This window comes from Microcoleus sp. OTE_8_concoct_300 (genome assembly GCF_031383065.1).
In the GTDB taxonomy this organism is placed as follows: domain Bacteria; phylum Cyanobacteriota; class Cyanobacteriia; order Cyanobacteriales; family Microcoleaceae; genus Microcoleus.
This window is the reverse complement of the sequence record NZ_JANMZH010000190.1, coordinates 1-12,340: the sequence shown is the minus strand read 5'-3', so window position 1 is coordinate 12,340 and position 12,340 is coordinate 1. Positions and strand designations below refer to the sequence as shown.

The following is a 12,340-nucleotide window of genomic DNA, read 5'->3' as shown; positions in this document are numbered from 1 at the left end:
AATGTCTCTTGATGTAGTCCACAGTACCGTTTAAAGTCGGCGGGGTTTAACTTTTGTACTTGTTCGTAATTCATCTTATGGGAGCTAATTATTTCTTTTATTTTACCTAGAACGAGCGCACTTTCGCAAGAGGTCTATTGTACTGCCGCGCAATGCTTTCTATTGTTTCGCCCTGGGCCGCTGTGTGGCGGCGCAACCGAGACATAGCCGGACTCGGGCAATCGCGGGCGGGGTCGGGGTTTTCTACAGGTGTACCTGAGGGAAGATTTGCAGGTGCGGCCTCGGTATAATCCGCCGTTTTCCCAACGGGTGCGATCGACCAAAGTAGTGCAGAAATCAGCGGAAATAAGCGTTTAAAAGTCATTATGTACATAAAAAAGTATTCATTTCGGACTATTGACAATTGTCTAGTCGAGTGAAAGTGCATATTTGAAAGCTCTAGCCGCCCCCCAGACTGTAAATCCCAGGCTAAGCCAAGTTAGGATGAGAATTATTAGTTTTAGTCGCTCTTGGAAAATCAGGAAAAAATTGCCTGTGATGCCCATCAGCGCCTGCCTGTTAACACCTATGTTCTTGAGGAAGCGGTACGCCCCGCCCCGCTTCCTTCCCGTCGCCAAGACAAAAATGCTTGATTCGGAACGTGTCTGCGGGGATGAGGTATTTAGCGGGAGTTATTAAATGAGTTTATCTTTTAAGCAAACGACCCTTTATGTGACTTTGCTGTCGATCGGGGGAGGCGTGGGATGGTTGGGGAATCGCTATCTGCAAGGCTCAAACCATCTGGAAACCGGATTGGTTTTGCCAGTAGTTCGCCAGCAAATCCCCCCCTATGCGTCTCCTCCTGTTCTGGAAAATCGGGCGGTCGATCGCAGCAATCCCAATTTTATTGCTGAAGCAGCCGAAAAAGTAGGCCCTGCTGTAGTGCGGATTGACGCATCGAGTAAGGTGGCGAATCAAGTGCCCGAAGCATTCAAAAATCCTTTGTTTCGTAGGTTTTTTGGGGAGAATTTGCCGCAGCCGGAAGAACGAGTCAAGAGAGGTACGGGTTCGGGGTTTATTCTCACTCCTGACGGTCGCATCGTTACTAATGCTCACGTTGTCTCCGGGACGGATACTGTCAAGGTGACGCTCAAAGACGGCCGCGAGTTTGAGGGTAAGGTGCAGGGAGTCGATCCGCTGACGGATGTCGCTGTGGTTAAGATTAATGCTAAGGAACTGCCGCAGGTGGCTTTGGGCCGATCGGACAATATTGTACCGGGACAGTGGGCGATCGCGATCGGTAATCCTTTAGGTCTCGACAATACCGTGACTGTGGGCATTATCAGCGCTACGGGTCGATCGAGCTCCCAAGTCGGCATCCCCGACAAGCGAGTCCGCTTCATCCAAACCGACGCCGCCATCAACCCCGGCAATTCTGGCGGACCGCTACTCAATGACCAAGGCGAAGTAATTGGCATCAATACCGCTATCCGCGCGGACGCTCAGGGCTTGGGATTTGCAATTCCGATCGAAACCGCCAAACGAGTTTCCGATCAGTTATTCGCCAAAGGTAAAGCCGAACATCCCTATCTCGGCATTCAAATGGTCAGCTTGACTGCAGCCACCAAGGCCGAACTCAACAAACAGCTCGATAATAATAAAATTACCCTCGATCAAGGCGTAGCCGTGACGCGAGTCGTGGAAAATTCCCCCGCTCAAAAAGCCGACTTGCGCGCCGGAGATGTCATTCAAAAAGTGGACGGAATTGCTGTGAATACTCCCGGGGACGTGCAAGAACGGGTTGAAAGCACTGTTGTGGGCAAAGAACTAGAAGTGGAAATTAACCGTTTGGGTCAAGTTCAGAAAATTAAAGTACGTCCGGGTGCTTTTCCTCTATCGGGTAGCCCCGCCGGTGGGTAATACCATTGTCGATTTTCGATTTTCGATTAAAGAATTGGGGATTAGTTACTGCATAAGGATTTGGAGCTTACCTACCGTTGCATTTTTTTTAAAACAGGTATTAGTTGCAAACGGTAGAGGATGAAAGATGAATGTGATGGTTTATAGTCCTGGACGTAGCAACCGGGTTTTTTCACTAAAACCCTGGGTGTAGGGCGAGGGATAGCCGGTTAAAAACCCGGTTTCTTAATTCCCTGTGCCTCCAGGACTGTTTATTTTTTTGAACAACTTTCATCTTCTGGCTTCCCCAACCCCTCGATCTTTTTACTTGTCTTTGGGAGAGTTTGGTTGAATCGAGCTGGTGCTTGCTAAATTTTCTTCTAAGTGCATCCTCTGCTCCATTTGTCTCAGAAAATAGCCTGTCATCATCGCTGAAGCTAGCAAACCTGCTAAGTTTTCGCGGTCCGTGGTAATTTCGACGTTAAAATGTTCTGAAGGCAAGACGCCGACAAGTCCTTGAACGTTATGAGAGATAATTTCTCTGATTTCTGGGCTGGCGGACTTGGCGATCCGGGCTAGAACCTCCGGGGATTGGTGTTGGAGGTACTTCAGCAGTGGATTGACTGCGGTTTGTTGGGCATTGGAATTGTCAAAGTCAGGGTGAAAAACCATTTGGCGATTCTTAATTTCTGGCTTGTTACATTGTACTTTAAACTACTCGTCTTTGCTTGGGTACAAATTTGCCTGGAAGTCAATTTGCAATTGTTTTGGCAGTTGGTCTACTTGAAAGTACCGATGAAATTTATCGGTAACTTGTAACCAATACGATCGCCCCTCACTCGGTCGCCGTTTGCGGACGAAACCCATTTCAACAAGTTCCTGCACTTGTTGGTAAGCGCCTGAACCTCGCAAGTTAACTAAGTCTGGCTGAGCGATGCCGCCTTTGAGGGCGATCGCCGCCAGCGTTCGCAAAGCTCCAACACCTAATTCTGGAGGTATTAAAGTTTGCATTAAACTGGCAAACTCTTCTCTGAGTTGCAGGCTGTATCCCGTCGGGGTTTCTACGACTTCTAATGCACTCTCGCCGCGGGATGAGTCAGACATGAGTTCGATGATGGCGTCTTCGACTTCGGCTCGATCGCACTTGGCAATCTCGGCAATCTCTGCTATTGAGACCGGCTGACCTTTTAGGTAAAGTATGGCTTCTATTGTTGTGGCTAAGCGAGTCATTTGGAAATTAGTAATTAGGAATTGGGAGGTTAAAGTTCGGAAACGAGCAGTGTAGGGGATTTAACGGATGGATGTTGAGGGAATAAGTCAAGCGTGAACAAAGAAGAAGGAATCAGCAAAAAATAACTATCCGTCTATCCGTGACTTCGGGATCGTGAATCAAGGGAATTTGTAAAAAAACCTTCTCATTACAAAATAAATTGATAGTGTCGGTTGTTTATCAAAAAAACAAAACTCTTTCTGTTTTCAGTTTTTGATTTTAATCCTGGGACTTTTGATTAAAAAATTTGCCGTTTTAATCGCCGCTTGGGAAATCTAAAATCTAAAATCTAAAATCTAAAATCTAAAATCCCAGGACTCCTATTAGCACTTACCGATTGCTCAATCTAACTGTCGGCCAGTCAGTTCTACAAAAATATCCTCTAAATTAGAAGGACGCACCATCATCCCAGTCTTATCATCTTTGGCATCCAGATATAAATTAGCTTCTTCCAGAGTAGGGAAAAACTTGTATTCCCAGCGATCGCCTATTTGTTTCATCACTAAACCTTGACCATGTTGCTGCCGCAGTTGGGCCAACGTTCCCAGTTGAATTAACTTACCACCGTCCATAATGCCGATGCGATCGCACAAATACTCCACCTCATCCATATAATGTGTTGTTAACAGCATTGTCATTCCCTGCTTGTTCAAATCTAAAATTATTTCCCACAATCGGCGCCGCGTTTGCGGGTCTAACCCTACAGTCGGTTCGTCCAAAAATAAGATTTGTGGCTCATGCAAAAGTGCTCGGGCAATTTGCAACCTCCGCTTCATTCCTCCAGACAAAGTTTTTACTAAGTCGTCTCGCCTTTCTGCTAATTCTACATATCCCAACCACTGTTTAATTAACTGTTGCCGCTTCGGGTTGGGGATGTGGTGCATCCGCCCGTGAAACTCCATATTTTCCCATACTGAAAGCTCAGCATCGACGCTGATTTGTTGGAGCACGACGCCTATACACTGTTTCACTTGCAAGCTTTGCCGCATCACGTCATATCCAGCTACCTGGATTTGACCGCTGCTGGGCTTAGTCAGGGTAGTCAGCATCCGAATAGTGGTCGATTTTCCGGCACCGTTGGGGCCTAGGAGACCGAACATTTCTCCGGCTTCAATCGTGAACGAAAGGTTATTGACAACGGGTATTTTGTTGTAAATCTTGCAGGCGTTTTGCAGGGAAACAGAGACAGGCATAGGTATTTCGGTATAATTTACTGGAAACAAAGCTCTTTCTTCTCAGTCATATCATGTCCGGTAAATTAACCACAATACTTGTTGGGGCTAGTTTTACCAACAATCTGTAATTCACATCCACAATATTTATAAACCGGCCCCAACTAGGCGACCAAATTTTATAACGGGCAATTCAACAGACATGATATCATTCCTGGACGCAGAAGCCGGGTTCTATCGACTAAAATTGCTGGTGATATTCATCGGTACTGACACCTGAAAAACCTAGTTTATCGGCTATTTGTGCACGAGTTTTTTTTAGTGTAACTAATCTGAGTGTCATCGGCAGGTAGAAAAATGATTTTTTTTACAGCTTGCAGCACCCACTTATTTCGGTTGAGTTAAATCAGGTTTCAATTCCATCATCCGGCTGTCTAATTTGCGCCCGGCTTCGCTAATCGTGATAGGCGGTTTAGTGCCGTCGAGATACATAGTTGCCATAAGAACCCCTATTTGCCCTCGTCGAAACAGCGCCAGATCGACATTCATGGGTATATTTTCTATTTTTCCTTGAGTTCTCCACCCAGCCGATACCTCGCCAATCTTGTCTTGCAAAGTTAAAGCGGCGGGATCAGTGAACTGCGATTCCTTGTTACTGTTTAAACCTTGAGAGACTGCTTTTGCAACCATCCCTTCACGGATTGCTTGATCGAACCTAGCTTGTTGGATTGGATCTGACAGTTGCACGGTAAATCCTATTAGCAATTGAAGTTCAAACAGCTTGGAATCAATTTTTTGGTACGCAAAGAGGCTGGGTGGCTTAAAGCCAAGGCCCTGGCTGAGTTTATTTCTGAAACTTGCCACATACTCAGATGACACCTCAGTAAAACCTGGGGGCAAGTCTTGTAAAGTAAGGACTACGCTGGATAAGTCCGCTGCGGGAGTTGGAATATCGGCAGACACAATTTTGCTGCGATCGATCGCCTTGGTTGCGATCGACACTTCGCAAAATCCACCGCCCAATCCAGCACTAATTAGGAAACACACCAATAACACAACTTTTTTTTTCATTATTTTACTATGTTGTTATTACTCATTATCCATGTCTACCTTACTCTACCCCACAGCGCTGTCTTTTAGTCTGCTGTTTCTAATTCTTCTAATTCTTGCGTAGACTGCCATCCAGCTTGCCAGAGCGATCGGTCTTTGAGCTGTGCGGCGTTCAGCCAGAAACGGACATTGGGATCGCAAGCCGCCACCATTTCTGCAAATACCCATTTACCTTCGTTTTTTCGGTTGACTACTTGAAAGTGCCGCCACCCCCAAGTTTTTTGGTGTGAAGTCCATCGGGAACCCACTAAATAAGGAAATTTTTGTTTTTTCGGCACAGTATTGTTGTTGACAAATATATTAGAAAGCAAGTTAATGTAATAACTCCTTCTGTTTGATGATATTAATTCCCTATCAAAACTCGTCAAATCCTCACCCCCTCACCCCTTCTCCCCCTCACCCCTTATCCCCTCCCCTCTCAAACATAACAGACAATATAGAGGCGCTGCAGCTTACATGAGAGTTCACCTCAACTCTATCTGCAAGTAGATGCGTTTATTGTAAGTTGCAGCACTTTCGCTTCCTGGTTCAAAAGTAAGGGCAGTTCAATGACTGCCCCTGGAATTAGTTATACCTATTGAATAGGGATGATTTTTCACTCGATCCACAAATAGGAAATTTATGCAGCACGAGCTAAATCGTGAATCTCAAATCTAAAAGCAAATAACCCTGGTTATAGTTGTGCACAATAATCCGTTCAGTGAAACTTACTCAAATCTACTTTTCGAGCAGGTTTGACGTTCACTTCCTGCTTATGCCAAGGCGGTCGGCCGCTTCTTGTCCGCAGGCGTCTTTTCGAGATCAACTCTCCCTACAAACATTTTTTCAATCTTAATCGTGTTTCATTGATCCTGTACAGCTCAATAAAAAAGCACTTTTAGGCAAGATTGACTAATTTTTTTGATTCTGTCGCTACCCGTTGATGACTTCCTTGTTAAGGCTTTTGCCCCGATAAATCCAGAGGAAGTTGGGGAAGCCGGAGCCGAACCGCATTTGTTTGCAGCCAGAGAGTTATGGCGTGCTTCCGCTGCGGAGTCACGTACTCTCCCGGTCTGATCACGCCAGCACAGACGCCGATGTTTTTAATAAGGGTTTCTCGCTCCGATGAACTTGCACCCTGTAGCAACCTGACTTGGGCTTTGATAAAATCCACGTTCATAGCTGAAAGTAAAAGTAAGTAAAGAACTCAGTTAAATAGCGATGCTTTGGTTCCGATTGTAACTCTAAAACCACTTGGTAGGAATCAAATTGATTCAACCTCCCCTGGATGGGGATCGAGGCGTCTAGAGCTAGCCAACTTTATTTACTTTATCTGTTTTTGCTAACAAAAGTGTCACTATGCTACCAGTTTTTGCAGAATTCTTCATAGTTAAGAACTGTTACAAATTTGGCTCGGTTTCGACAATACGGCAGAGTTTAGTGGTAACGATACTTTCCTGAACTCAAAAAGTTCAGCATTCTCTCCAGATCCTTGCCTTCCTAGGTTTTACCCTCCCCCATTGGGAAGCGATCGCCCCTCTTAACATTCCTCTTCGATCGCCCCTCTTAAAATTCAGACACAACCACCTCACCCTATTGATTTAGATCTGCCCTATGTCTCGCTGTGGACTATAACTTCAGGCATACGTGTTGTTACCAGGGCTACCATAAGCGAGCAACTTTTTATTCTTGTTTCTCAATGATATATTTTTTTTATTTTCTTGCAAAGCCCTTATTTGTGTTAATTAAGGCAGCTTTGTAATGTCCGCGCCAACGAAGACTCACAGCTTGCGAATCCAGATTTTTTGCGCTGTGTGGCGGTGAATCTGTTTTCTGAATTCATTGGGGGCGATCGCTCCTCGGCTAGCAATGCCAGTAACCGCTCATTTTGTATAATTAATAACAGATCGGTCAATGCTAAGAATTTAAAAACAGCAGAAGTTTAAACAGTCTTCCATCCGTCGATCGCTCCTAATAGCCCAAAAAGAAGGGTCAAACAAATCAACTCTGCATACCAGCGTTGTCAAGTCGATTTTGCCTTCGCATTTTTCGTTTGATAGCAATTACAGCAGTGCCTGCTTTTATGAGGTACATTATCAGCAATTAGCTTTCCCCATTTGTTAGATGTTGAAGATTCATGTTTATTGAGGGCAACTGCAATGATTGTATCAATCATGGACGTGGTAGTGAGAGCGAACCCGAGCAAAAAAGATTTGAGTGGTGACAACCATTGTTCAATTGGATAAAAATAGGCGAGAGTAGGGGGATAAATAAATAACATTTGCACCTACAGCATCAATTATTGGCACAGTTTATGCTAGTTTAGGGGCGGGTAAATTCTCCATCACTACTACCGCTGCTGCCCTAAGTGAAGACATAAAAAATTGTCAATAAATCCGACCAATGCAGCTCCATTTATTGAATCATTTATTGTCATTAAGACCAATAGTTTGTTAATACTAATTGTGCCCATGGCTGTGAATTAGTGCGCCTCGATAAAATGTTTGAGCTTGGATACTCTTGTCACTGGCTGTGAACGGGCATGAGTTGTCGTCGCACCCAGTAGAATCCCGGTTTCATCCAAAAATACGCTTGTTTTATGGCTCGATATCTTTGATTTTTTCCCAATACTCTAGTCTGAATTTTTGGATTATTTCTGTCGCGGCTTGGCTACTGTACCATATTTTTTTTACGATGTAATCCTAATTTCTGCACACAGCAACACATGGCCGTCCGACTCATATCAAATCCGTTAGCATCGTCCTGTATTCATCTTTCTGTTCTCTGACTCTGCGTTAAGAGCGTACTCTGCGGTTTAATCATTCCAATGCAACCGGAATTGATATCACCCCATTTCCGGTCTTCTCTGCAAATAATTCACATAACTCCCCTAAAGTGGCATCTTGATAATCTGTCACCAGTGCTTTGACGAATACTTCCGCATTTCTCAAATGACTGAATAGCGGTTTCCTTCTCTGTTTGCGCTGTAAATTTCTCTCTGTTTGTTGTTGCTCATGCGTGTTTTTGGACGAGACTTTTACGCTCCTGCAAACCTGGTAGCTACTTTTCTCATTGACATCTTTTATGCCAACTCTGCTGTACTATTTTTTCTTGGAGAGCCAGCGAATATGCTTTCATTAGCTTTGACTACCAAATGATATTTTATTGTTTATTTATTGTGTCTGCCAACATCGAATTCCGCTCTAATATAGCTGTCAAATCACTTATTTTTTTAGGAATTTGAGCGTAAGTATTTTTGTTTTTATTTACATTTTATTGCAAGAATTTTTTTAAAAAAAGTTAAGCAAAAAGCCTGTTTTTGTAGCAAGTAAAAGTATCGCAAATCCAACAAGGTTTTCAATTTTTTTCCTTCAAATAGCAATTTGCTAGGTTGGGATATTAAAGGATCCATTGGCTATGAGCCACGGCTTGTGTTGGCAAGTTAACCCTTGAGGGTCTGTAAAGCAGGCTCCTTTGACGCGACAACCAGAGAAATCAGAACCGATTAGCTGAGTATCTTTCAAGTTAGCGTGTCTGAACTCAGTTTCAACCAGATTCGTATCTCGTCAGACTGCTCCCTCTCGATCGGCTGGAAATAGAGAGGCTGGTTTTAGAGTAGCACAGCTTAAGTCAGCGCCAACTAATTTGGCTAACTAGGTGGGCAATTCGGCTTAAAATTGCTTCTGTCAAATCAGCATATCTGAAACAGACATCTGAAAAAATCCCCAAACCGTTGAGGTGAAACGTTTGTGGCTGTTTGACCGCAGGTGTCACACAGCCACAAACGGAACAGGCGAGTAGGGGAGAGAAGATGAATTAATAAAAATAAGCCTAAGCTGTCGCGCATTTAAATTGTATATTCAGGGCGGGACGCCCACCCCACAAGACTTGAATTTTTTTTGACAGACAATTTAAATGCCGCAACAGCTTATAGCGGTTCTAAAAAAGTGAGGTATGCCCTATGCCCTATGCCCTATGCCCTATGCCCTATGCCCATGAGTACCTCATCTTTCGCTCGAAAGGCTATATTTAATCAACCATTTTAATTCATTTTTTTTATTTAGTTGCACTTTAACTGAGCAGAACTCTCGCACCTATTCGCCGCTTTACAAATCCACATACTGTTAAAATTATTTGTTCGCAACTTTCTGACTTTTCCCGAAATATTTCCGCAGCTACTAGGAAAAATTGTCCGAAGATTGACGAGTTTAGTTTTATTTTTTCTTAAGTCGGAAAAATTTTTAAAATTTTCCAGTTTTCATCTTGATAGTATGGTATATTAAGAGAATACAAGATGGGGTTTGGCTTCACCTAAAAAAATGTTAAAGTTCGTCATACTCCCCTTTAACGAAGCAAGAGAATTGAAATTTGTATCAAGTGTAAGAGTCAAGGCAGCTTGATACATTGGGAAGGGATCGCAACACAAATACCCTGTGCCCCACGGGAATTTAAGCTTGAGGAGTGTCCAGTAAGAGACTGTATGCTCCGTTCGACAGAAAGGAACTAACGGCACGATCGTCCCAAGAGTCATCTCACCTAATGGCAGGTGAGTGTCAAATCAAACTAATCACCACTCTCACCTATAGCCATCCTAAATGATTTGTAAATTTCTTACTCCCTCCCCTTAGTAAGGGGAGGGTTGGGGTGGGGTAAAAAATTTACGACTCATTTAGAATTGCTATATGACTAAAATGGTTGAAACGCTGTAAGTGGTATACAGTTGCTGTACCTTATCGATAAACGGTCGATCGCACCCTTGATTTTCCAGCCATACGATCGAACACGGCCGCGATCGCCAAGCGCTGCTGCTCTTGAGCTCGCACCTTCTCACCGCTTTTAAAAATCTAGGTAAATCTAGATTTTTAAAAGCGGTTTTATTATGACTTCTGCCAAATGCCTGTTGATTACCAAGGGTAGTAAAGCCATCGGTGCAATAATATGGGCGATCGCCCAACACTTCTCCTTGGCAACTCTGTATGATGCTGCAATTCTTGCAGTTGCTGAGCTAGAATCTGCCGAATTCTGGACAGCAGACGCATCTTTGCTCAATACGCTTACACCATATCCAGGATATGTCCAAAAACTGGAAACATAAATTATGTCGTTTGAAGAGTGCCGTGATTTTGCTCTATGAGCTCCTGGAATGTCTTCGACTTCAATGCGACTGTCGGTTCATCTGCCAGGATTTGTTCTCAATTTCCCCCGATCTGGGAATAAGTTAAAAGAGTGCGATCAGCCACAGGCCATTGGTAACAAGTTAAGCCTGTATGGCAGTTGTCAAGGGGATTTGAGAAGATGTGTCAAAGAAATATTGGTTTTTGCCTCGCTGTCGATCAGGGAAAGGTGCAACAATTAACTTAACATTGGGCTTTCGTTGAGATTTAACAATACCTAAATCTTGGTTTTCGGGCGCGGCGAAATACTTTGGAGGGTCAGTTGCCTTACCTTTTTGATGAGCTACATAAAAATGGTAAAGACCCCGGTAAATCATTTCTAATGAAATCGAATCTATTGGTAAAGACAGTTGGTCAGCAACGGCATCACCTAAATCGACCAAGAGCGCATAAAATATCCAAGTCCCCCAAATTTGGAGCTGAATGCCGTTGAGAGAACCCGTCCATAAATAACTTAAGCCCAAGAGTCTTTTGACGGTATTAAAAGCATCTTCAATCCTCCAGCGCCTACGATATAAATCTGCCACAACGTAGGGAGGTAATACATGAGGATCTAGTACGCTTGTTAAATAAGAATGCCAAATCTTACCTGAACGAACTTCAATCAGACGTAAGGTAATAAATGGAGTTTTTGCAGTTCCTGACCCGAGACGAATCCGACTATCTCGCAGGTCGTAACTCTGGGTAAATACTTGTTATAATTTAATTGATGCTCCTTTTTTTAAGCGAGTAATTAAGTGGATATCTCGTTCAATTAATTTGAGCCAAAAGCTAAAATGATCAAATCCTCTATCCAGTAATAGTAAGGTATTGGCTGGCACTACTTGTCGGATTTTTTCTTCAACCTTAACATCAGAAGCTCGGGGATTTTCCAAAAACCAAATCTCGACAGGGAGCCTGGTCATTAAATCTATAACTGTTGCCATTTTCCCTGCCAACTGCCCTCTTGGTATATCTTCCAAGCTTTTGAGCTTGCCAAACAATGCTTCGAGCGTTGAGCTATCTATTATCCAAATTCTCGAAAATTTGGTCAAGGCAAATTGAATGCTTTCTGGTAGAGGTCGTTGGTTTCTCTTGTACCAAGCAGTTCTTAAACTTGGTAATAAATTTTTGAAGACTCCTTCAAATAAGGTGGCAGGAAAACTTAAAAATCTTTGAGACATTGCTTGTTGAGTAACTGTCGTAGGTCGGCACCACAAAAAACCTTCTCACAGCCAGCATTCTTGTGAGTTCTGTCACTCCAGCTACGTCTCGCCACAGCAAGGTTAATACTGCTGCTACCATTAATGGTAAGTTGAGAATTCTCCCTCGTAAACCCAGTTGGCGGTAGTAATTTTCTTGTGAGGTGATGGCTGGTGTTAGTAATGCAGATAGTTGCGAAGCGATTACCTCTTCTTCCACCATTGGCCTGTGAGTTTTTTTGGCGTGGTCACGATTGGTTTTTTGATTCTTGGTCATATTTGCTGACCTACACAAGCGCTCAATTATTTGTCAATTCTATCATTTGATAATACCAACGCCTGCAATTATCATGCGACTTCGGCGCTGCCGTGCGCTTGCGGTGCAACTATTATCGCTCGCCTGCAACTAGAGCGAGTGAACAACTTAGTGATAATGACAATCGCTGCTGGTGGAGAGTCCGCCGTCGGCGGACTCTCCCACTCTTACTCCCTTGTTTGATTATCATTATTATTCAATTATATTTCTACACAAAGGGGTATTGACAAAATCTACTCCCTTCTAACTTGCTACCAATG

10 protein-coding genes and 1 pseudogene are annotated in these 12,340 nt (G+C 43.6%); 2 read left to right on the top strand and 9 right to left on the bottom strand.

Annotation, left to right across the window (positions count from 1 at the left end; all coding sequences use genetic code 11):
* Window positions 1-106: 106 nt before the first annotated feature.
* The gene (locus tag ACUVJL_RS09345; RefSeq protein WP_445245584.1) at window positions 107-373 is read right to left on the bottom strand and encodes a hypothetical protein; all 267 of its coding nucleotides are present in this window, start codon (window positions 371-373) and stop codon (window positions 107-109) included.
* A 305-nt stretch (window positions 374-678) separates the two neighbouring features.
* Between ACUVJL_RS09345 and ACUVJL_RS09340 the strand changes: the two genes are divergently transcribed.
* Window positions 679-1,899 (top strand): HhoA/HhoB/HtrA family serine endopeptidase, encoded by a 1,221-nt coding sequence (locus tag ACUVJL_RS09340; RefSeq protein ID WP_445245583.1) that lies wholly within the window; start codon window positions 679-681, stop codon window positions 1,897-1,899.
* Window positions 1,900-2,202: 303 nt separating this feature from the next.
* Here the strand turns inward: ACUVJL_RS09340 and ACUVJL_RS09335 are convergent, their stop codons facing one another.
* From ACUVJL_RS09335 to ACUVJL_RS09305, 7 genes are all read right to left on the bottom strand, one after another.
* The gene (locus ACUVJL_RS09335) at window positions 2,203-2,550 is read right to left on the bottom strand and encodes a DUF760 domain-containing protein (RefSeq protein WP_333131513.1); all 348 of its coding nucleotides are present in this window, start codon (window positions 2,548-2,550) and stop codon (window positions 2,203-2,205) included.
* A gap of 42 nt (window positions 2,551-2,592) precedes the next feature.
* Window positions 2,593-3,108: an SMC-Scp complex subunit ScpB gene (scpB, locus tag ACUVJL_RS09330; RefSeq protein ID WP_445245582.1), complete on the bottom strand. Its 516-nt coding sequence runs from the start codon at window positions 3,106-3,108 to the stop codon at window positions 2,593-2,595.
* Window positions 3,109-3,489: 381 nt separating this feature from the next.
* Complete coding sequence (locus ACUVJL_RS09325; protein ID WP_445245581.1) at window positions 3,490-4,341, bottom strand: ABC transporter ATP-binding protein; 852 nt, start codon at window positions 4,339-4,341, stop codon at window positions 3,490-3,492.
* Between the two features lie 366 nt (window positions 4,342-4,707).
* Window positions 4,708-5,391: a hypothetical protein gene (locus ACUVJL_RS09320; RefSeq protein WP_445245580.1), complete on the bottom strand. Its 684-nt coding sequence runs from the start codon at window positions 5,389-5,391 to the stop codon at window positions 4,708-4,710.
* A gap of 65 nt (window positions 5,392-5,456) precedes the next feature.
* Window positions 5,457-5,708, bottom strand: coding sequence for a TIGR02450 family Trp-rich protein (locus ACUVJL_RS09315; RefSeq protein ID WP_190742582.1), 252 nt, complete (start codon window positions 5,706-5,708; stop codon window positions 5,457-5,459).
* Between the two features lie 656 nt (window positions 5,709-6,364).
* On the bottom strand, window positions 6,365-6,589 hold the full coding sequence (locus ACUVJL_RS09310) for a hypothetical protein (protein WP_006635912.1): 225 nt from the start codon (window positions 6,587-6,589) through the stop codon (window positions 6,365-6,367).
* Window positions 6,590-8,795: 2,206 nt separating this feature from the next.
* Complete coding sequence (locus ACUVJL_RS09305) at window positions 8,796-8,963, bottom strand: pentapeptide repeat-containing protein (protein ID WP_445245585.1); 168 nt, start codon at window positions 8,961-8,963, stop codon at window positions 8,796-8,798.
* 1,325 nt (window positions 8,964-10,288) lie between these two features.
* Here ACUVJL_RS09305 and ACUVJL_RS09300 point away from each other — a divergent pair.
* Window positions 10,289-10,504 carry a hypothetical protein gene (locus ACUVJL_RS09300; protein ID WP_445245579.1) on the top strand — a complete coding sequence of 72 codons (216 nt, stop codon included), beginning with the start codon at window positions 10,289-10,291 and terminating at the stop codon, window positions 10,502-10,504.
* Between the two features lie 162 nt (window positions 10,505-10,666).
* Here ACUVJL_RS09300 and ACUVJL_RS09295 read toward each other — a convergent pair.
* Window positions 10,667-11,987 (bottom strand): annotated as a pseudogene (locus ACUVJL_RS09295) (IS4 family transposase).
* Window positions 11,988-12,340: the final 353 nt, after the last annotated feature.